Origin of the sequence: Massilia pseudoviolaceinigra (assembly GCF_030846505.1) — a bacterium.
In the GTDB taxonomy this organism is placed as follows: Bacteria; Pseudomonadota; Gammaproteobacteria; order Burkholderiales; family Burkholderiaceae_D; genus Telluria_A; species Telluria_A violaceinigra.
Window position 1 is genome coordinate 68,022 of record NZ_JAVCWL010000031.1, and the last position, 21,074, is coordinate 89,095.

18 protein-coding genes are annotated in these 21,074 nt (G+C 62.3%); 5 read left to right on the forward strand and 13 right to left on the reverse strand.

The window, feature by feature from the left end; translation table 11 throughout:
- Window positions 1–59: 59 nt before the first annotated feature.
- The 3 genes from RBA40_RS25550 to RBA40_RS25560 form a co-directional block, all read right to left on the reverse strand.
- The gene (locus RBA40_RS25550; protein ID WP_306651000.1) at window positions 60–1,631 is read right to left on the reverse strand and encodes an aldehyde dehydrogenase (NADP(+)); all 1,572 of its coding nucleotides are present in this window, start codon (window positions 1,629–1,631) and stop codon (window positions 60–62) included.
- Window positions 1,628–2,620 (reverse strand): AraD1 family protein, encoded by a 993-nt coding sequence (gene araD1, locus RBA40_RS25555; protein ID WP_306651002.1) that lies wholly within the window; start codon window positions 2,618–2,620, stop codon window positions 1,628–1,630. The genes RBA40_RS25550 and araD1 overlap by 4 nt, the downstream gene beginning before the upstream one ends.
- Before the next feature lie 107 nt (window positions 2,621–2,727).
- On the reverse strand, window positions 2,728–4,467 hold the full coding sequence (locus tag RBA40_RS25560; RefSeq protein ID WP_306651004.1) for an IlvD/Edd family dehydratase: 1,740 nt from the start codon (window positions 4,465–4,467) through the stop codon (window positions 2,728–2,730).
- Window positions 4,468–4,690: 223 nt separating this feature from the next.
- Here RBA40_RS25560 and RBA40_RS25565 point away from each other — a divergent pair, with 223 nt between their 5' ends.
- Both RBA40_RS25565 and RBA40_RS25570 read left to right on the forward strand, forming a co-directional pair.
- Entirely contained in the window at window positions 4,691–5,137 is a 447-nt protein-coding gene (locus RBA40_RS25565) for an Xre family toxin-antitoxin system antitoxin (RefSeq protein WP_306651006.1), read from the forward strand.
- On the forward strand, window positions 5,137–5,631 hold the full coding sequence (locus RBA40_RS25570) for an RES family NAD+ phosphorylase (RefSeq protein WP_306651008.1): 495 nt from the start codon (window positions 5,137–5,139) through the stop codon (window positions 5,629–5,631). Before RBA40_RS25565 ends, RBA40_RS25570 begins: the two co-directional genes overlap by 1 nt.
- 71 nt (window positions 5,632–5,702) lie before the next feature.
- Here the strand turns inward: RBA40_RS25570 and RBA40_RS25575 are convergent, their stop codons facing one another.
- From RBA40_RS25575 to RBA40_RS25600, 6 genes are all read right to left on the reverse strand, one after another.
- Window positions 5,703–6,563, reverse strand: a complete 861-nt coding sequence (locus RBA40_RS25575) for an SMP-30/gluconolactonase/LRE family protein (protein WP_374710553.1) — start codon at window positions 6,561–6,563, stop codon at window positions 5,703–5,705.
- Complete coding sequence (locus RBA40_RS25580) at window positions 6,563–7,624, reverse strand: aldose epimerase family protein (protein WP_306651010.1); 1,062 nt, start codon at window positions 7,622–7,624, stop codon at window positions 6,563–6,565. The genes RBA40_RS25575 and RBA40_RS25580 overlap by 1 nt, the downstream gene beginning before the upstream one ends.
- Before the next feature lie 21 nt (window positions 7,625–7,645).
- Window positions 7,646–8,608 (reverse strand): glycoside hydrolase family 43 protein, encoded by a 963-nt coding sequence (locus RBA40_RS25585; protein ID WP_374710554.1) that lies wholly within the window; start codon window positions 8,606–8,608, stop codon window positions 7,646–7,648.
- Between the two features lie 5 nt (window positions 8,609–8,613).
- Complete coding sequence (locus RBA40_RS25590; RefSeq protein WP_306651012.1) at window positions 8,614–9,981, reverse strand: MFS transporter; 1,368 nt, start codon at window positions 9,979–9,981, stop codon at window positions 8,614–8,616.
- A gap of 85 nt (window positions 9,982–10,066) precedes the next feature.
- A complete protein-coding gene (locus tag RBA40_RS25595) occupies window positions 10,067–12,682 on the reverse strand; it encodes a TonB-dependent receptor (protein WP_306651013.1) in 2,616 nt (871 codons plus the stop codon).
- Between the two features lie 87 nt (window positions 12,683–12,769).
- The gene (locus RBA40_RS25600; RefSeq protein WP_306651014.1) at window positions 12,770–14,050 is read right to left on the reverse strand and encodes a glycosyltransferase; all 1,281 of its coding nucleotides are present in this window, start codon (window positions 14,048–14,050) and stop codon (window positions 12,770–12,772) included.
- A gap of 143 nt (window positions 14,051–14,193) precedes the next feature.
- Between RBA40_RS25600 and RBA40_RS25605 the strand changes: the two genes are divergently transcribed.
- On the forward strand, window positions 14,194–16,023 hold the full coding sequence (locus tag RBA40_RS25605) for a DUF885 domain-containing protein (protein ID WP_306651015.1): 1,830 nt from the start codon (window positions 14,194–14,196) through the stop codon (window positions 16,021–16,023).
- A gap of 29 nt (window positions 16,024–16,052) precedes the next feature.
- Here RBA40_RS25605 and RBA40_RS25610 read toward each other — a convergent pair whose 3' ends face one another.
- Complete coding sequence (locus RBA40_RS25610) at window positions 16,053–16,526, reverse strand: hypothetical protein (RefSeq protein ID WP_306651016.1); 474 nt, start codon at window positions 16,524–16,526, stop codon at window positions 16,053–16,055.
- A gap of 71 nt (window positions 16,527–16,597) precedes the next feature.
- Here RBA40_RS25610 and RBA40_RS25615 point away from each other — a divergent pair, with 71 nt between their 5' ends.
- A complete protein-coding gene (locus RBA40_RS25615; protein WP_306651034.1) occupies window positions 16,598–17,134 on the forward strand; it encodes a 3'-5' exonuclease in 537 nt (178 codons plus the stop codon).
- 262 nt (window positions 17,135–17,396) lie between these two features.
- Window positions 17,397–17,894 carry a hypothetical protein gene (locus RBA40_RS25620; RefSeq protein WP_306651018.1) on the forward strand — a complete coding sequence of 166 codons (498 nt, stop codon included), beginning with the start codon at window positions 17,397–17,399 and terminating at the stop codon, window positions 17,892–17,894.
- 85 nt (window positions 17,895–17,979) lie between these two features.
- Here RBA40_RS25620 and RBA40_RS25625 read toward each other — a convergent pair whose 3' ends face one another.
- The 3 genes from RBA40_RS25625 to RBA40_RS25635 all read right to left on the reverse strand — a co-directional run bounded on the left by RBA40_RS25625 (window position 17,980) and on the right by RBA40_RS25635 (window position 21,071).
- Window positions 17,980–20,172, reverse strand: a complete 2,193-nt coding sequence (locus tag RBA40_RS25625) for a patatin-like phospholipase family protein (RefSeq protein WP_306651019.1) — start codon at window positions 20,170–20,172, stop codon at window positions 17,980–17,982.
- Between the two features lie 95 nt (window positions 20,173–20,267).
- Complete coding sequence (locus RBA40_RS25630; protein ID WP_306651021.1) at window positions 20,268–20,570, reverse strand: YciI-like protein; 303 nt, start codon at window positions 20,568–20,570, stop codon at window positions 20,268–20,270.
- A gap of 21 nt (window positions 20,571–20,591) precedes the next feature.
- Window positions 20,592–21,071 (reverse strand): cyanophycin metabolism-associated DUF1854 family protein, encoded by a 480-nt coding sequence (locus RBA40_RS25635; protein ID WP_099875995.1) that lies wholly within the window; start codon window positions 21,069–21,071, stop codon window positions 20,592–20,594.
- Window positions 21,072–21,074: the final 3 nt, after the last annotated feature.

Consider the following 21,074-nt stretch of genomic DNA (forward strand, 5'->3'; position numbering starts at 1 on the left):
CGCGCGGGGATGACGGCGCTCCATTCGGCGCTGCTGATTTTGGTCGAAAAGACGGGGGGTCAGGCCTTCGTCAACGCCCCATCCCGACGGCGCCACACACCCTCATTATCATCGCGCAGCACGTCCGGCAACAAGCTCTGCGCCAGGTTCTGGTAGCACACCGGCCGCAGGAAACGCTGGATCGCCGCCGTCCCAACCGAGCTGCTGCGCCCATCCGACGTGGCCGGGAACGGCCCGCCATGCACCATCGCGCTCGATACTTCCACACCGGTCGGCATGCCGTTGGCCAGAATCCGCCCTACTTTGCGTTCCAGCACAGGCAGCAAGGCACGCACCAGTTCCGTGTCGCCCTCATCCATCTGCACGGTTGCCGTCAACTGCCCTTCCAGGCTTTCGGTGATGGCGCGCATTTCATCCACGCTCTCGCAAGCGACCAGCAGCGACGCCGGTCCGAAAATTTCGCCGTGCAGCGCCTGCTCGGTCAGGAATGCCTTGCCGCTGGTACGGAACAGCGCAGGAGCACCCTTGCCTTCGGTGTGCGTCGCTTCCTTCAACGCGTCAACCGCCTCGTGCTGCGCCAGCTTGTGCACGCCACTCTGATAGGCCGAGGCAATACCCGCCGTCAGCATCGTCCCCGCCTCGATGCTGGACAGCGCCTGCGCGGCCTTCTCGGCAAAACGGTCGAATTCCGGTCCTTTCAATCCCAGCACCAGGCCCGGGTTGGTGCAGAACTGCCCCAAGCCCATCGTCATCGACGCGGCGAATGCGGTGGCGATCTGCTCGCCGCGCGCGGCCAGCGCTTCCGGCATCAGGAAAAACGGATTGATGCTGCTCATTTCCGCATACACGGGAATCGGCTGCGGACGCGCTGCCGCCACGCCCATCAGCGCTTGTCCGCCGGAACGCGAACCGGTAAAGCCAACCGCCTTGATCGATGGATGCGCCACCAGGCCCTGGCCGATGCCGTTGCCAGTGCCGGTCAGGAGTGCGAACACGCCCGCCGGCAGCTTGCACAGTTCAATCGCTTTGACCACCGCGCGCGCCACCAGTTCCGACGTGCCGGGATGGGCCGAATGGGCTTTCAACACGACCGGGCAACCTGCGGCGAGCGCGGCAGCGGTATCGCCGCCGGCCACTGAAAACGCCAGCGGGAAGTTACTCGCCGCGAACACTGCAACCGGGCCCAGGCCGATCATGCGCAAGCGCAGATCGGGACGCGGCAAGGGCTGACGGTCAGGCAGGGCGCTGTCGATGCGCACATCGGCCCACGAGCCTTCGCGCAGCAGGTCGGCGAACAGCTTCAGCTGGCCCATCGTGCGGCCACGCTCGCCTTCGAGACGGGCGCGCGGCAGGCCGGACTCCGTCATCGCGCGCACGATCAGCTCGTCGCCGAGTTCCAGGATCTGGGCCGCGATGGTTTCCAGGAAAGTAGCGCGCGCTTCATTGCTGGTCGCGCGAAACGGATCGAACGCCGCTTCCGCCAGGCGGCAAGCTTCGTCGATCTGGCCGGCATCGACCATGTGGAAGGCAGGCTCGATCGGCGCGCGCGTGGACGGATCGAACGCCTGGAACGAGCCGCCATTGCCGCGCACCGCGTGTCCGCCAATCAGTGCTTCTCCGGTAATGGTCATAAAGCGTTCACTTTCGTAAAGGTGGATGTTTCACGGTCGAGGCGATTGCGCAGGGCCGGACCGAAAACGGGAGATTCGATCTCGAACGTTTCGCCGGCCAGGACCGTGATGTTATCGGCCACGCTCAAGGTGGCGGTGCCGAAGAAATGGATGTGGACGTCGCCGGCGCGGTTGAACAGGCCGTACTTGAAATGGTGGTATTCCAGGTTGGCGATGGAGTGCGACATATTTTGCTCGCCGCTCACGAACGCTTTTTCCCAGCGCACTTTTCCATCGGTGCCGATGATGCGCGAGGTGCCCGCCACGTGGGCTGGCAGGTCGCCGAGCAGCAATGCAGGGCCGAGGCCGCAATTGCGCAGCTTGGAGTGGGCCAGGTACAGATAATTCTGGCGCTCGGTCACGTGGTCCGAGAATTCGTTGCCGATGGCGTAGCCGAGGCGGTGCGGCTGGCCATCGTCGCCGATCAGGTACAGGCCCGCGATTTCCGGCTCTTCACCGCCATCGAGGGCGAAGTCGGGCATCCGCAGCGCCTCGCCGCTGGCGCGCACCACCGAACCGTCGCCCTTGTAGAACCACTCCGGCTGCACGCCGCGGGCGCCGTCGGCCGGCTTGCCGCCCTCCACGCCCATGCGGAACATTTTCATGCTGTCGCTCAGGGTTTCGACGTCGCCGCCGATTTTCTTGTGCATGGCGTCGCGCGTGTCGGCGCTGCCCAGGTGGGTCAGGCCGGTGCCGGTGACGTAGCAGTGGGCCGCGTCGGCGTGGTCGAGCGGCGCCAGCAGGCGACCTGACGTGGCGACGGCTTCGTAGGAATGGACTTCGGCACCGATGGCCGCGGCGGCCAGTTCGGCCAGTTTGGTCGTGCTGGCGATCGCCTGGCGCGCCAGGGCGTAGGTGCTGGCGTAGCCATCGACGACGCGCAGCTGGTCTTGCTCGAGCACGGCAACGCGGCGCGCACCGGCTTCATTGGCAAATTGGACGAGTAACATGGGATCTCCGGTAATGTCTGGCGCGGTTCCAGGTGCGGCATGCAGACACGGGCTCAAGCGCGAAGCGGATGAGCCTGTGTGGATGCCAGACCTGAAACCCGGCGCAGTTAATGGGAATGGCGCGGCACGGCCGAACCGCGGCTGCCGAGCAGGAAGTCGAAGTCGCAGCCTTCATCGGCTTGCAGCACGTGGTCGATGTACAGCTTCTGGTAGCCGCTCTTGGCCACCGGCGCTTGCGATCCGGCACGGGCAGCCAGTCGGCTGGCCATTTCGTCGTCGGAAATGTCCAGGTTCAGGCTGCCGTTGTGGCAGTCGAGCGCGATGAAGTCGCCATCCTGCACGATGCCCAGCGGACCGCCGGCCATCGCTTCCGGCGCCACGTGCAGCACCACGGTGCCGTAAGCGGTGCCGCTCATGCGCGCGTCCGAGATGCGCACCATGTCGGTCACGCCCTGGGCCAGCAGCTTGGGCGGCAAGCCCATGTTGCCCACCTCGGCCATGCCGGGATAACCCTTCGGTCCGCAATTTTTCATCACGAGGATCGAATCGGCATCGACATCCAGATCCGGATCGAGGATACGGCTCTTGTAGTGCTCGAAATCTTCGAACACGACAGCCTTGCCGCGGTGCTTCATGAGATGCGGCGAGGCGGCCGACGGCTTGAGCACGGCGCCGCGCGGCGCCAGGTTGCCGCGCAGGATGCAGATGCCGCCATCCTCGATCAGCGGCTTGGCCAGCGGACGGATCACCTCGTCGTCGTAGATCGGCGCTTCTTCGCAGTTCTGCCAAAGGCTCTTGCCGTTGACGGTCAACGCATCCTTGTGCGGCAGCAGCTTGCCTTCGCCCAGGCGGCGGATCGCACCCGGCAGGCCGCCGGCGTAGTAGAACTCTTCCATCAGATAGCGGCCCGACGGCAGCAGGTCGACGATGGTCGGGGTGCCCTTGCCGATGGTGGTCCAGTCTTCCAGCTCAAGCGGCACGCCGATGCGCCCGGCAATCGCTTTCAGGTGGATCACGGCATTGGTCGAGCCACCGATGGCGGCATTGACCCTGATCGCGTTCTCGAACGCTTCGCGCGTGAGGATCTGGGACAGGCGCAGGTCTTCCTGCACCATCTCGACGATGCGGATGCCCGACATATGGGCCAGCACGTAGCGGCGCGAATCGACGGCGGGAATGGCGGCGTTGTGCGGCAGCGAGGTGCCGAGCGCTTCAGCCATGCAGGCCATGGTCGAGGCAGTGCCCATGGTGTTACAGGTGCCGGCCGAGCGCGACATGCCGGACTCGGCGGACATGAACTGGTGCAGGGTGATGGTGCCGGCCTTCATCTGTTCGTGCAACTGCCAGACGGCGGTGCCGGAGCCGATGTTCTTGCCGTTCAGCTTACCGTTGAGCATGGGACCGCCGCTGACGACGATGGTCGGCAGGTCGACGCTGGCCGCGCCCATCAGCAGGGCTGGCGTGGTCTTGTCGCAGCCGACCAGCAGCACGACCGCATCCATCGGATTGCCGCGGATCGATTCTTCCACATCCATGCTGGCCAGGTTACGGGTGAGCATGGCAGTCGGGCGCAGGTTCGATTCGCCGTTGGAAAAGACCGGGAACTCGACCGGAAAGCCGCCGGCTTCGAGGATGCCCTTCTTGACGTGTTCGGCCAGTTGACGGAAATGGGCGTTGCAAGGAGTCAGTTCGGACCAGGTATTGCAGATGCCGATGATCGGCTTGCCTTGAAACTCGTGGTCGGGGATGCCCTGGTTTTTCATCCAGCTGCGGTACATGAACCCGTTTTTATCCTGGGTGCCGAACCACTCCGCGGAGCGCAGTTTCGGCTTTTTCGTCTCAGACATGTATTCCTCCTGGTTATTCTGATGCCGTCTCGAACTCATGTCGTCGTTCGGTCAGCGATAGAGGAATACTAAAGATTCTTGGGATGCCTTTCCAATCACTTTTTTGGCGATATTGATATCGATAGTGATATCGAACCAAGATCGACCCAGCGCGTCCAATTCTATAAATGGAAGCACTTGGGGTGTCGTGTGCTTCGCCGATTCCGTCCTGACTGGAGAAATCATGGCCTATTCAACAAAGCGGATTAATGAAGAAACAAGTTCCCCTGCAGATGCTGCGAAAACGCTGTTTGCGGGAGACACATCAGCAACCATCAACGAGATGCGCAGCGGCACGCCCGCCAGTGTTATCCCCGAGCTGGCAAATCGCTTTGGAATCACTCAGGACAGCCTGTTCGATCAATTGCGCTTGCCGCGAAACACGTTACAGGAGCGGATCGTCAAAAACGCTTTGCTGTCATCGACCGAACAGGACCGCGTCTACAGGGCGGACCGCGTCTGGAAACGGACACTCGATGTCCTCGAAGATGACGATTCCGCACGCCGTTGGATTACCCGAAACAATCGGGCACTTGGCGGGGAATCCCCGCTGTCGCTACTCGACACCGAAGTTGGTCACGAACTCGTCATGGATACACTGGGGCGAATCGAGCACGGGGTTGTGGCCTAGTGCGGCCGCGCTGCCTGATTCTATGGCGCATTGCGAAGCATACCGCTCAATACCATGCAACAGACATGAGCGGTTATGGAGCCAAATCGACCGGAGGGCGTTGGAATAGCAAAGGTGTGCCTGTCGTGTACGCAGCCACGTCCATCGCCCTGGCTACGCTGGAAACACTGACGCGCGTGGAGGACAACACGACCATGCGTAATGTCTTCCTCGTGAGGATCGCTGTTCCCAGCGCCGTATGGAGAAAGCGAGAAATCATCACACCCGCCAACCTGCCGCCGACATGGCTGGCAGAGCCGCCCGGCGCTACCACCATCGATCTTGGTGACAAATGGTTGCGGAGCGTTTCCGCTCCTCTGCTACTGGTACCTTCCGTCATTATTCCCGAGGAATTCAACGTGTTGATCAACCCGGCTCATCGATCCAGCGGCCAGATCACGGCAGAAGTCGTACGGCAGTATATTCACGATCCCGGTCTGAAAAAATGTCGATAAGCTCCAGCGGTGTGCCCATCCATGGCGTTTAATCTGCGCCGCGCGCGCTCTGGCAACACCGGGAACACCAATCAGCAAATAAACCGGCTTTCCGGCAAACCACGCACACCCGGCATCGTCCCGGTGAACAGCCCGCCATCCGCATCCACCGGACTGGCCAGCCCCACACGCGCGCTGGTGGCAAACAACTGGTCCAGAAGCACGCCGCCGAAGGCAACGCAGCTCGGCTGGCTGGCCGGCACCGCCACGGTGCGGTCGATGCTGCCGTCCGGCGCATAACGCACCAGCTTGCCCGCGCCCCACTGGGCGTTCCACACATAGCCACGGGCGTCGACGCATGACCCGTCCGGCTCACCCTCGCCGTCCACCTGCGCAAACACGCGCTGGTTCGACAGCGCGCCGCTGACCACGTCGTAGTCGCAGCAGCGGATCACCCGGTCCGGGGAATCGCAGTAGTACATGGTCGCGCCGTCGGGACTGAAACAGATGCTGTTGGCAATCGCCACGTGCGGCAGCGGCAGGCGCTCCACGCCCAGGTCGCGGTTGAGCCGGTAAAAGCCGCCGATCGGCAGGCGCGGCTCGACTTCGTTGAAGGTACCGAACACGAAGCGCCCCTGGCGGTCGCAGCGCCCGTCGTTCATGCGCGTGGTCAGCCCGGCCTCGACTTCGCAAATCGGCGTGAGCACCCCGCTTTCCAGCTCGAAGTACGCCAGTTGCGTCGCCAGCCCGACCAGCAGGCGATGATCGTGGTCGGTGAAGGCAAACGATGCCAGCCGCTCCGGCATGGCCCAGCTGCGCGTGGCGCCGCTGGCAGGATGGTGCGCCCATAGGGTCGAACCCGGAATATCGGTCCAGAACACCCGGCCGCTGCGCTCGCACCACAGCACGCACTCGCCCAGCGCATTTTTTGCGTCGACCATTAGTTCAAGCATCACTTCTCCACCGAAAATTTGTACCGCGATACAGTGGCATATTCCTCACCGGGGCGCAAGATGGTGTTCGGAAACGCGCGCTGGTTGGGCGAATCGGGAAAGTGCTGCGGTTCCAGGCAGAAGCCGCTGCGAAAACCGTAGGTCCGGCCCTTGCCGCTCAGTGTCCCGTCGAGGAAATTACCGCTGTAAAACTGCACACCCGGTTCTTCCGTGAACAGTTCGAGCACCCGGCCGGATACCGGCTCGTGCACGCGCGCAGCCAGGGTCATCGCCCTGGCTGCCGGTTTGTTGAGCACGAAGTTGTGGTCGTAGCCGCCGGCGTGGCGCAATTGTTCGTCATCGTTGCCGATGCGCTCGCCGATCGCGTGCGGCGTGCGAAAGTCGAAGGCGGTGCCGGCCACCGGCGCCAGTTCGCCCGTCGGAATCAGGGTATGGTCGATCGGTGTGGTGGCGTCGGCGTCGATCTGCAGCACGTGGCCGAGGATGTCGCCGCCGCCGGCCAGGTTGAAGTACGCGTGCTGGGTCAGGTTGACCGGCGTGGCCTTGTCGGTCACCGCGTCGAAGGCCACCACCAGCTCGTCGGCGGCGGTGAGTTCGTACACCACCGTCACGTCGAGCGTGCCGGGATAGCCCTGCTCGCCATCAGGGCTACGGTAGATCAGGGTGACGCCGACCGAGTCGCCTTCCTGGAAAGGAATGGCGCGCCACAGCACGCGGTGGAAGCCCAGCTCGCCGCCGTGCAGGTGGTTGGGGCCGTTATTGGTGGGCAGTTGCACCACCTGGCCGTCGAGCGTGAAGCGGCCATCGCGCAGGCGGTTGCCGTAGCGTCCGATCAAGGCGCCGAAGTACGGCGAGTCCTTCACGTACGGCGCGACCGTGTCGAAGCCGAGCGTGATGTCGGCCAGGGCGCCGTTGCGGTCGGGCGCGTGGATTTCGGTGATGATGCCGCCGAAATCGGTGATCTTGACAAGCAGCCCGTTCGGGTTGGTCAAGGTGGTCAGCGTGGCGGCCCTGCCGTCGGGCAGATGGCCGAATGCGGTTTGCTTGATACTGGCTTGCACGGTGCTCCTCGTTAAGTTTCCTCAGGCGAGCGACGGGCGCCCGAACACGGGCATGCCCTGCTCGTCCCAGCGCAATGGCTTGACGAATGTATGGCGGTCGGGGTTCCACAGCGGGTCGCCGACGATCTCGGTATAGGTACGAGCATGGTACACCAGCATCACCGTGTCGCCATCCTCGCCATAGGTAAAACTGTTGTGGCCCGGGCCGTAGATGCCGTGTTCGTAGCAGGTTTGCAGCACCGGCTCGGCCAGTTTGGTCCATGCGGCCGGGTCGAGCAGGTCGGCGTTCTCGTCGGCCCACAGCAAGCCCATCGCATAATTCTCGTCGGTGGCGCTGGCCGAGTAGCTGATGAAGATCTTGCCGTTGCGCTTGAGCACGGATGGCCCTTCGTTGACCCAGAAGCCGCGGATTTCCCAGCCGAATTCGGGCTTGCTCAGCATGACCGGCGGCCCTTTCAGTTGCCACGGCGTGGCCATCGGCGCGATGTAGAGGTTGGAGTTGCCTTCGATCGCCTCGTCCTTTTGCGCCCACAGGTAGTACAGCACGCCGTCATGGGTGAAGGTGGTGGCGTCGAGGCAAAAGGTGTCGATGCCGGTGTCGATCTGGCCCATGAATTCCCACTCGCCCTCGAGCGGATTGGGGTTGGTATTGCGTACCGCGTACATGCGGTGCTGGAACAGTTTGTGTTTGATCTCGCGGCTGGGCGCGGCGGCGAAGTAGACGTACCATGCGCCCTGGTTGAAGTGGATCTCCGGCGCCCACAGCAGTTCGCTGTAGGGTCCGGAATCCGGCTTGCGCCAGACATCGACCGCAGGCGCGCTTGGCAGTTCCGCAATCGTGGGCGCCCGCCGCACTTCGATGCGGTCGTATTCCGGCACCGAGGCGGTGAAATAGTAATAGCCGTCGCTGTGCTTGTAGATGAACGGGTCGGCGCGTTGTTCGATCAGGGGAGTGAGGGTTTGCATGGTGGTGGCGTTGGTCATGAAATTTATGTTGCGGCGAAGCCGAGCTTGCGCATGTCGCTCTTGACGTCGCCGTAGTAGCTGTCGGTGATGCGGTATTTGAACATCAGCGCGCCCATCAGGAAATGGAAGAAACCCGGGATCACGGTCACCATCAGCGCGATGCCACTGAGCGCCAGCGGGGTCTGCGCCTGGTTGGGTACGTACTGGAAATAGGTCAGCAACAGGCCGACCATGCCGCCGGCCACCGCCATGCCGGCTTTCTGGCACACCGAAATGCCGCCGAAGGCAAAGCCGGAGACGCGCTTGCCGGTCTTGACCTGGCCGTAATCGATGGTTTCGGCAATGGCCGACCAGAACACCGGCGCATGCAGGTCGACCACGAAGGAGAGCGCGAAATACAGGATAAAGGCGAGCACCGCGTCGCCCGGCTTGATGGCCACGTACATCAGCACGCTGATCAGGGCCACGCCGAGCTGGGTGTAGCGGAACAGCTTGACCTTGCAGTACGACTTGGTGATCCAGGTCGAGGCGACCATCGACAGGATCGCCGCCGCCACGCCGGTCGACAGAAAGGCCGATACCATCTTCGGCCCGAGGCCCAGGTAATAGGTGGCGTAGTAGATGGCCACCGAGCCGCGCACCACATAGCCGATGGTGCCGGTCACGCATACGCCGCACAGGATCAGCCACTGGTCGTTGCGCATCAGCAGTGTGAACTGCTCGAGCAGCGATTGCCGCTCGAGCACGTGAATCACCCTTTCGGTGGTCGTGAAAACGCAGAACAGGAACAGTGCCACGCCCATCACCGCCATGACCGCCATCGCCGCCTGGTAACCGGCCGCCGCACTGCCCTTGCCCCATTCTTCGGCCAGCAGCGGCACGATGATGGTCACCATGAAGGCGCCGATCTTGGCGAAGAACAGGCGGTAGCCGTTGGCCGACAGACGCTCCTGCGGGTCGCTGGTCAAGCCGCTGATCAGGGAAATATAGGGAATGCCGACTCCGGCCGTCATCAAGGTCATCAGAATATAGGTGCCATACGCCCACACCAGCTTGGCGTCATAACCCCAGGCTGGCGTGGTGAACACGAAAAACACGCTGACGCCGTAGGGAACGCACAGCCACAGCAGCCACGGGCGATAACGGCCCAGGCGCGAGGTGAAGCGGTCGGTGACCTGCCCCATGGCCAGGTCGGCCACCGCGCCGATGACTTTCACCACCACGAACAGCAGCGCCAGGTGCTCGGTGCGCAGTCCGTAAATATCGGTATAGAAGAAGGTGATGAGCAGCATCATCGACGAGATCACCACGTTGAGCGCCATGTCGCCGGTGCCGAAACCGACTTTTTCGAGGGTCGATAATTTCTGGGAATTCTTAGCTAGCGTATTCATTCAAACTTTCTCAGCCATGCAAGGACAGAAAGCGCTGCGTGCAACTTCCTCGCAACGCTTCCGGGATGATCGCTCGGGGCGCGGCTTACATCTTGTAGCGCAGCGACAGGCCCACCACGCGGTCGTAGCGGCGGATATCGCGCGGGTTGCTGGCGACGCCATGGTAATCGTGGTACTTGCGGTCAAGCAGGTTCTCCACGTCCACGGTCAGGCTCATCGCTTCGCTGATCTTGTAGGACAGCGAGGCATCCATGGTCTTGATCGGATCGACGATCAGGTCAAAACCCAGGCCCCGGTAGTTGAAGGTGTCGACATACTTGTCGCGCCAGTTGTAGGCCAGGCGGCCGGACCAGCCATCGCGCTCGTACAGGCCGACGATGTTGTACGACAGCCTGGACATGCCCACGAAGGGTTTGAGCACGCCGCCGGTATCGGTCAGGTCGCCCTTCATGTAGGTGATGTTCGCCTGCAGGCCGAAGCCGCCCAGCCAGCCCGGCAGTTTGTCGTAGAACTGCTGGTAAGACAATTCCGCGCCCTGCAGCGTGCCCTTGGACATATTGCGCGGCCGGTTCACGTCGTACACGATGCCGTTATAGGTTTCTTTCGTCGAACTGGTCAGGATGTAGTTCTTGAAGTCGTGGCGGAACAGGGTGGCCGTGAGCGAGCCGGTCGGCGCGAAATACCATTCCGCGGCGGCATCGAAATTATTGCCTTCGATCGGTTTCAGGTCGGGATTGCCGCCCGTGCCCACCGCTTGCACGGTGGTGCTCGGCACGTTGTAGGACACGCCCGGATTGAACTGGTCGAAGTTGGCGCGCTGCATGGACTTGCCTGCGGTCAGGCGTGCCTGCACGTCCGGCAGGATCATCGCCTTGAGCGTGGCGTTGGGCAGCACGTCGGTCGACGATGGCGTGCTGGAGACCGGCACAATCACGCCGTTGGCCTGCGAATAACCGCTCAGCACACCCTTGGTCTGCACCACGCGCACCCCGATGGTGCCATCCACGGGAATATCGCCGGCGCGGAAACCGTACTTGGCCTTGGTATAGATGGCGTAGGTGGTTTCCTGGTTATTGAACTGCGACAGCCTGTCTTCCTCGGTCCTGGCGCCGGTGCCGTTAAACAGCTTGCGCAGCGAACCGATGTTGTCGTGCATGTAGGAAGCACACGGCGTCACCCACGACGCCATGCCGTAGTCGCCCGCCATCGGCATCGAATTGCAAGCCAGGCCGGGCACCGAGCTCAGAGGGATGTTGCCTGGCGCCGGCTGGAAACCGTCCAGCTCGTGCACATACGCCGCGTTGCGTTTGGCAACGCGCACGCCGGTGGATACTTCCTTGATGAAGCCCTCGTTTTCCGGGCTCCAGGTGGCGTCGGCGCGCCAGTCGGTCGAGCGGCCTTCGGAATGGCTATGGTTATCGAAGAAGGTGGCGACCCGATAATTGTTCGGGTTGGTCATGTCGTAACCAGGATAGGAGAATTGCGCTCCGCCATTGACGTAGGTATTGCCAGTGATCGTAGGCGGGGCCGCCACCAGGTCGACGATCGGATACTCCTGGCGCACTTTGCTCAAGGTGCGCGCCAGTTCGGTGGTCACGCGCCAGCCCGGCGACACGTTCCAGCGCGCGCCGATGGCGCCCTGACTGCCCAGCGAGTAATCGTGCGGCGCCTGGGTCGAGCCCAGTGCGAACGGGTTGGAGTTGGGCGAAGTCGCCGTCTGCACCTGGTTGGTGCCGGGAATGAGGGTATAGCTCGAATTCTTGTTCAGGCCAAGCGCGCCGACGTAAAACTGGCGTTCGGCGTCGTGATGGATTTCGGTGGAGATGCCTTCGGCAAACAATTCCAGATCCGCGTTCGGACGCCACTGCACGGCAAAGTTGCCGGCCACGCGCTTGCGCCGGCCCTGATACAGCACATGGCCCAGCTCGTCTGGCGCGGAGATGCCGGCGCCGAGGTCGGCGGCACGGTCCTTCGGCGGCGAGTTCCAGGTGACCTCATCGTGGTAATTCCCATCCTGGTACGACAGGCCGAGCAGCGCGCCGATCTCGCCGTAGCCGGTTTTCCAGCGGTTCGAGATCATCCCGGACAGGTTGGGATCGTTGGTCTTCGATTTGTCGCGGTTTTCCACGCGCGCCATGATGCTCGACGTGAAGCCCTTGGCGTCGAACGGGCGCGCGGTGCGCACATCGATCACGCCGGCGGTACCGCCCTCGACCATCTCGGCGCCCTGGGTCTTGTACACATCCACCCGCTGCAGCATGGCGGCTGGAATGTCGGCCAGGTACAGGCTGCGTCCTTCCTTGCCGGCGGTGAACATTTCACGGCCGTTGAGCAGGGTCACCAGGCCGGGCAAGCCGCAGATGACGACTTCGCGCGCTTCGCCGTTTTCACGGCGGATCTGCACGCCGGTGATGCGGCCGAGCATTTCGGCGACGTTCTTGTCCGGGAACTTGCCGGCTTCCTCGGCGACGATGGAGTCGAGCACTTCATCGGCATTACGCTTGATGGTCTGGGCGCTCTGGGCGGCCTTGCGCACGCCGGAGACGGTGACGACGCTGGTGCTGTCGGCCGGAACCGCATCCTGCGCCCATACCGAGGCGCTGCTCAGGATGCCGGCGCCGGCCAGGGCCGCCACGGTCATCTTCAAGGTCAAGGGGGTGCGGGAAATGGCCGCGACGGGGCCTTGTGCGTGCGATGTCATACGTCTCCTTGGCATTCTAGTTATATGATTCCTGGGTATTTTTATCCCTTGAACCGGATAGTAAGGAAACGCAAAGAATCAATCCAATCATATTTTTCCGGTTTTCGATACCGTTTTTGATATGGATTCCAGCACGCCATCGAGGTCGCTCCCGGCCGCCAGGCGCGCTTTTACTGCTGAGCATCCTATGTGCACCTCTGGCGACTGCAGCAATTGTTGCAGTGCATTGGCGAGCGCGCGGGCGCTGGCTTTGCCGGCCTTGAGCGTCAGGCCGGCCTGGAGGGCCGTGACGCGCGCCGCGTTGTCGAACTGGTCGTACGCCATCGGCACGATCAGCTGGGGCGTGCCCGCGCGCATCGCTTCGGCCGTGGTGCCGATGCCGCCGTGGTGCACCAGCGCCGCCGCGCCCGGCAGCAAGGCCGCCAGCGGGCAGTAATCCTGCCAGAAGGCCGATGCCGGCAGCGCCGCCGGCACCTGTGCCCGGTGCGGCGTGAGGAACACGATGCGCCGTCCCAGCTTGTGCGCCGCTTCAAGCGCGCTGGCGAAAAACGCGGCGGCCTGCAGGTTGCCGGTGCCATGGGTCACGATGAGCGGAGCACTGCCGGCGCGCATGAACTCCGCCAGATCCGGCGCCATCGACGCGTCCGGGTGCGGGTCGTACAGCGGAAAGTCGCCGCACACCAGCGGCGAAGGCCAGTCCGGCTGGCGCGCGGCTAACCACTCGGGAAACAAGGTCACCGACAAATCCGGCGCGCCATACATCGTGTCCATATAGCTCGATATGGGTGCTCGCCCTTGCAGCCGGCGCGCCGCGTTCAGGTCGGGCAGGGCCACCGGATTGACCGCCGATGCCTCCACGCCGCGCCACATCCAGCGCCGCAGGGTCAGTGGCATCCAGCGCGGCACCGGGAACGGTCCCAGCATCGGCAGATCGTGGACGGTGCGCAGATTGGACGGGGCCAGGAAGCCGGCCACGATGCGGATGCCGGGCCGCTCCGCCCGGCACAGGTCGGCATGGGCCACCACCAGCGGATGGACCAGCATCGTGCACGGCTCGTCCGGCGGCAGTGCAGCCATGAATGCGCGCATCGCGTCCATGCCGGGCTGCATGGCGCGCCAGACCACGCCGAAGCCGCGCCGGGCATGCCACAGGTCGGGATCGTTCAGGACGGTCGGATCGGCCGGCATGGCATGAAACGCCAGGCCGGCCTGATGCACCAGCGCTTCGTGCATGGCGGGCGCGAGGAACGTGACGGCATGGCCGCGCTCGCGCAGGCCGAGCGCAAGCCTCAGGAATGGAAACAGGTCGCCGGCCGTGCCGGTAGTAACCACGATAATATGCGGCAAAACGGTCGAATAATCTGACATGGCGCTTCCATAAATGAGATGAACAGCGCTGGCGCCGACGGGCACGAAGCGCCGCTCATCATACAGCGTACCGCCGCTGCCCGGCCGCAGCCATTTACGCTATGCTATTTCAGTTCTCCACATTCAAAGTCCAAGGAACCCTCATGCGTTTGCGCCTTTCCCGCCCGCTGCTCGGCACCACCGCATTGCTTGCCGTGCTGATGTCCCCGCTCTCCCAGGCGAGCGCCGCCCCATCGGCCAATCCGGCCGCGGCCACCGCGCCCGCGCGCGCGACGAACCAGCTGCACAAGCTGGCCGACGCTTTTTATCAGGCGCGCGCCCGCTTCGATCCGCTGCTCATTACGGCCAATGGCGACAGCCGCTATAACGACCAGCTGGGAATGAGCATCTCGCCAAAAAGCCGCACCCGCCAGTTTGCCCTGTACCGCCGCATGCAGACGCAGTTAAAAGCCATTCCGCGCGCGCGCCTGAGCGACAAGGAACAATTGAACTACGACCTGCTCGCATTCGAGCTGGAAAGTGGCCTCAGCCTGGAGAAGTTCCCCGAGCATCTGCTCCCGCTGAACCACTTCGACCATGTTCCCGGCACCCTGGCCAATTACGCCAGCGGCACCGGCTCCCAGCCCTTGAATACCGTGGCCCAGTATCAGGATTACCTGAACCGGCTGAACCAGCTCCCGGCCTGGATCGACCAGGCCATCGCCAACATGCGCGAAGGCGTCAAGCGCGGCATCGTGCAGCCGAAAGCGATTACGGTGGCGATGCTGCCCCAGTTCCAGCAACTGCGCAGCGCCACTCCGGAAGCGAATATCTTTTACACGCCGGTCAAGAATCTGCCGGCGACGTTTTCGCAAGCCGATAAAGACCGCCTGAGCGCAGCCTACCGCGGCACGATTGCGAACAAGCTCTCACCTGCCCTGGACCGGCTGGCGACTTACGTGGAAAAGGAATACCTGCCCGCCAGCCGGAATACCGATGGCTGGAGCGCGCTGCCCGATGGCGCCGCGTGGTACCAGGCGCAGATCAAGGACCGCACGACAGTATCGATGAATCCCGAAGAGATTCACCAGTTGGGATTAAAGGAAGTGGCGCGCATCGAGCAGCAATGGGCGGTGCTCGGTCCCAAGCTCGGTTACAGCGGCCCGCCGGCGGCGCTGCCGCAATGGATCGTCGCGCAGGAAAAATTCAAGCCGTTCAAGACCGAGGCGGAAGTGCTCGACGCCTATCGGCAGATCGACGCCAAGGTCAGGGGTAAGCTCGCGCCGCTGTTTTCGCTGCTGCCGAAAGCGCCGCTCGAACTGCAGCTCGAACCGGAGCTGAGCCGCGCGACCGCGTCCGACCATTACACGCCGGCGGCGGCCGACGGCTCGCATCCGGGCGTCTTTTGGGCTGTTGTGAACGACCCTAAACAATACAGCCGTACCGGCATGGTCACCCTGTATCTGCATGAAGGCCAGCCCGGCCACCATTTCCACGCGGGGCTGCTGAAGGAACTCGACGTACCGGATTTTCGCAAATTCAATACCGAAAACCCGAATATCGGCGCATTTACCGAGGGCTGGGCCCTGTATGCGGAAACCCTGGGTCACGAATTCGGTTTGTACGACGATCCGGAAGCCTACTTCGGCCACCTGAACGATGAATTGCTGCGCGCCGTCAGGCTGGTGGTCGATACCGGCATGCACGCCAAAGGCTGGACCCGCGAACAGGCGATTGCCTATGCGCGCGAAACGCTCGGCTACAGCGAGGCGCGCGCCAAGAACCAGATCGAGCGCTACATGGTGTGGCCGGCGCAGGCGCTGAGCTACAAAATCGGCGCGCTCAAGATCCTGGAATTGCGCGAGCGCGCGCGCAATGCGATGGGAGACAAATTCAGCCTGCCCAAGTTTCACGAAGTGGTGATCGGCGACGGCACCTTGCCACTGCCGCTGCTCGAAGCGCGGGTGGATCGCTGGATCGCATCGGCAAAATAACGGCACGCAGGATGGGGCTACGGCTCCCATCATTCGCGGCAGATCATATCGGCCCCGGTCCACAAATCATGCCGCAGGTGATAGGCTTGCAGGACTTTGACGCCGGGTACGAACACCGGGTCATAGTGAAGGAAATGAAGCAGGTTCATCACCAAACCGATCTTCTGCGTTTCAACCGGCCGGATGTCACTGCTGCCGTCATTGTCGCCATGATGCCTGGTATAGGGAGGCTTGAACTCCCAGCATTTCCCATGAAAATGCCTCGTGCGCATGGGCTCGCACAGCAATTCGCATGCGACGCAGCGCGACAAGCACAGAAGATTCATCATATCTTCATCCAGATCGTGGATACGCGCGTTGGCCAGCAGAATATCGCCAATACGCCAATAACGCACGCCGATTTCTTCCTCGCTCAGGTCTTCCTCGCATTCGAGCACGGCGTACTCGATCTGCTCGACCATCGCAATATCGGCCAACATCAGTGAAATTTCGTGTGCTTTCATTCATTGATTATAGTAGCGCCCTGAACACACATGGGAAATTCACTGACATGCAAGCCGACCGCTAGCTCGTTATCGATTTTGAAGCCACCTGCTGCGACAAGGGCACGGTGGCGCGCGACCATATGGAAATCATTGAAATTGGCGCCGTGATGGTCGACGGCGCCAGCCTCGCCGTGGTCGACGAGTTCCAGAGTTTCATCCTCCCGGTGCGGCACCCGGTGCTCACGCCGTTCTGCACCACGCTCACCTCGATTGAGCAAAAAGACGTCGACAGCGCGCCGCTGTTCGAGGAAGCGATCGATCATTTCAAAACCTGGCTGTATCAATACAGCGATTTCCTGTTCTTTTCCTGGGGCGACTATGACTTGAAACAGCTGCGCCAGGACTGCGCATTCCACAACGTGCCCTATCCGATCAGCGCATCGCACATGAACGTCAAGCGCCTGATGGCGCAACGCCAGAAGCTGTCCAAAAAACCGGGGCTGGGCGAAGCCATCCGGATGGCCGGCATGACCTTCGCCGGCGCGCACCATCGCGGCATCGACGACGCCCGCAATATCGCGCGCCTGCTGCCGTACGTTTTCGGGGAAGCGCGTCTGCGCCGCTGACCAGCCGGCAGCAAGCAGAGGCTCTCTCGCAGGAAAGAGAGTCTTTCATAGTAATCATTCCAAAAAATAGAACGGGTTGCTGGATGGAAGCGCTCGACGCAGGGGTGTCCGCAACGATGATTTCATCGTTGCCTGCCCTCGGTTCCATGGCGGGCTACGGTGCGATCAAGTCGAACCTTGTTCGATGTCCAAGGCGGGTTCCTGATGAAAAATAAACTATTTACATCAATTGAACGGAAACCCGAACCGGAAGGAGCTGATTATGAAGAACCTGCGTCCCACCAAACTGCTGCGGCCTCTGGCTGTTCAGCTCGGAATTACCTGTTGCGCCGTGATGTTGCCTGCTTCGGCATCCGCCGCCAATTTCTATAGCGGCGCGCACTGTGTCGCGGTTAGCGGCACTCCGGTTTATATCGACGGCATGATCCAGAATGCGTCCACCACGAGTGAGCTGAGGGTGAATTGTCCCGTGATCACGGACGGCATCCGCGGACTGGAAAAGGCAGGTGTACGAGTCTTTGACTACAGCGCGGCTTCCAACGTCCACTGTACCCTGACCAGCCGAAGCTCAGCTGCGCGCCCGTACTCTGCTCCTCGCATCGAGAGCTCGGGCCGTGGGGGACCACAGAGTCTTAATTCGGTGGGGGTGAACGGTGGTGGTGCCGGGTATCGTACCTACTTCAATTGCGTGATTCCCCGCAAGGCACCGACCGAGGAGCCGTCGGGGATTGAAGCGTACTTCGCCCTGGAACCGTTGTAGCACACGCCGGCGAGTTGAAAGAGGTGGCCAGTCGCGTGTCGAGCACCGAGGAGTGAAACCTCGTCGGACTCGACACGCATCGCGTTCATGGCTTGCCGAAGAACAAATAAAACGTCTGGTTGCCGCGTTCCCCAATTCCCACCGCCACGGTGAACGGCCCCAGGGCCGTATTCACCGCACCGAACACGGAATTGGCAAACTGGACCCGTTCCATCGGGTCGCCATTCAAGCGCCGGGTCATCTTGCCTATTTCGACCGAGGCGCCCAGATACACGTTGCGGGTGCCCAGCAAGGTCGTCTTGAGCGTGTACACACCGCGCCCGAACAGATAATCGCCCCCTAGGAACTGGCGCGCCTGGTAACCTGACAGGTTCAGGAATCCGCCCAGCGAAAACAATTCCATCAACGGTAAATCGTCGCCCCACAGTTTGCCCGCGCGACCCGCCACGCTGAAACGGTGCGCGCCACTGTTCCACGCCCTTTCGTGGCCCATGTCGAGGCGCTTGTAGGCGAGCGTGCTGCGCACCGAGGTCGGGGCGATACGGGCATTCACAAAGGTGAAATTTCCCGACGATGGAAACACCCAATCGTCGAGCCGGTCTTGCACGTATTCGAGTTTGATGACGCCGATCTGGTTTCTCTCGCTGGTCAATTGCGATACGCCGATGCTGGGATCGGAGCGCTCGGTGCCGCGTTCCAGGCCCACTTTGAAGGTGCTGTCGTCATCGACGTGATTGACCAGATCGATCCCGACGGACGCATGCTTGGCGCTGTAGGTCGCCACCGCCTTGTCGTTGATGATCAGGTTATCCTTGTTCTGCGAAAAACGCACTGTCGGCGCAATGTACCAGCGGCTTTCGCCTCCGAGCGGCTGATATAGCTGCGAGGTGAAGGAATTGAACTGGCCCAGCGACACGGTATTGCGCCATTCGAGCCCGGAGCGCGTCAGCCATTTGCCGCGATGCGCCAGCAGGATCGTAAAGTCGCTTTCGCCGGCCAGGTCGGTCGATAATCTCACGCCGGCCTGCAGATAATTCGGGCCCCATTGTTTTTCGACCGGTTCAATCACCAGGGTGCGCCCGTCCGGACCATGCTCGAAACGGTGCATGACGTTTTCAAAGTCGCCCGTCGAATACAGGCTGTTCATGTTGGCGTGCAGTTCCGCGGTACTGAATTGCTGGCCCGGCTTGATCGAGAATTTGCGGTTGATGAACCGTTCGCTGACATGTTTCAGCTGTCTGGTATCGATGCGCACCGAATTGACCTTGACCACGGCCGGATGGCGCGCCGCGCGCGCAGCCAGGTGCGCCTGGAAGTCGGCTTCCGACAGGGCCAGCGGCGCCAGGCGCTCCGCCGCCACGCGCGCGGCGGCGGCGCCCATGTCGATGGTCTTGGCGGAGTTTTCAAAATCGGCCGCGCTGAAGTCGCCCAGCTGCGGCAGGATCAAGACGTCGCGCGGCGTCAGTTCGCGCAGCGACGCCTCGACATTCTGCTCGGTGAGGATGTTGAGCATTTGCTGGCCCACGCCGAAGGCCGAGACGATCTGGTCGCGCTTGAGCAAGGGCGTGCCCAGATTGACGGCGATGACGATATCGGCACCCATGCCGCGCACCACATCGACCGGCAGGTTGCGCACCAGACCGCCGTCGAGCAGCGCGCGGTCGTCAATCTCGACCGGGGCAAACACGCCAGGCACCGACATGCTGGCCCGCATCGCGCGCGCAATGCCGCCGCGTTCGAGCACCACCATCTTGCCGTTTTCGATGTCGGTGGCCACGGCGCGAAATGGAATATCGAGTTCGTCGAAATGCGCGACGTCGCCGGTGTTGGCGGCCAGGGTATGAAAGAAGAATTCGATCTGCTGGCCGTAATTCAGGCCGCGTGGCAGGCGCATTTCGGCGTCGGAAAAGCCGATCTCGCCGCTGACGATGTTCTTGCGCTCGGTCGCCTTGGCGTAGGTTGAGCGTTCCAGGCGCGGCGGACTGTCGGTAAGGACCTTGTTCCATTCGACGCCGGCGATGCGTTTTTCCAGGTCGTCCGGACGGTTGCCCATCGCGTAGGCGCCGGCGACGATCGAACCCATGCTGGTGCCGACCACGTAATCGACCGGGATACGCATGTCTTCCAGGACTTTGAGCACGCCGATGTGGGCCACGCCGCGCGCGCCGCCGCCGGAGAGCACCAGGCCGATTTTGGGGCGCTGGGGAGGGTCGGCGGCGAGGACGGAGGAGTGGAAGACGGCGAGGAAGAGGAGGACGGAGGCGGAGAAGGCGCGCATGGCTTGACAGGTTGAGTTGAACGGCGAACGACAAGCACCCCGTCGTCTCCGGCATTGCCGGAACCGACTTCCCGCCTTCGCGGGAACGATGGGGACTACTCTGGCCGCAGCGGTGTAAAGGCATCCTTGCCGACCACCGTGTTCCACTGTCTGACTTTATATCCGGTCACCACGCCATGAAGCAGATACGGATCGGCTTTGGCAAACTGCTCCACCACCACCGGCGAATCGCTCTGGAACATCAGTACCGACATATCGGCCGGATCGGAAAACGCCCCGCCCATGATCAGTTCACCGCGCTCCTGCGCTTCCCATGCCAGTTTCAGGTGCTCATTGCGGTACTGGCCGCGACGTTCGAGATAATCCGGGGCCAGGTCGTAACATAACAAATAATGCATGCAATCTCCGTCAAAACGCCATCATAAAAACCGGTCGAGAATCTTCCGGCTGTGCTTGTCGATGGTGAACATATCGCGGATCAGGAACTGGATGCCGTGGTTATCGGCCACCAGCAGCGACGCATCGCCGATCCGGCGAATATCCTCTTCGCCCTTGAGCGTAAACGCGGTATCGCCCCGGTCGGTCTTCACTTCCCATGTGCATGGTGTGGCAAAACTGCTGACACTGACAATATGGTGAATCACCGGCATGAATTCGCGCCCATCGAGCTCATCTTGCACCAATTCACGGATTGCCGCTGGCAGTGCCCCCAGATTGTCGATCCAGCCGACTTCCTTGCCATTGGTCAGCACCATCGAAATACCCTGGTCCGGCGCCTGGATCGGGAACGCCCGCACCGGCGAGACGCCATAATGGACTTCGCCGTCTTCCGCCGTCAGTGTCAGCTTGCCGAAACTGTCGCGGCTTAATGTAAATACCGAGCTTGCTGCGCTTGCCATGTC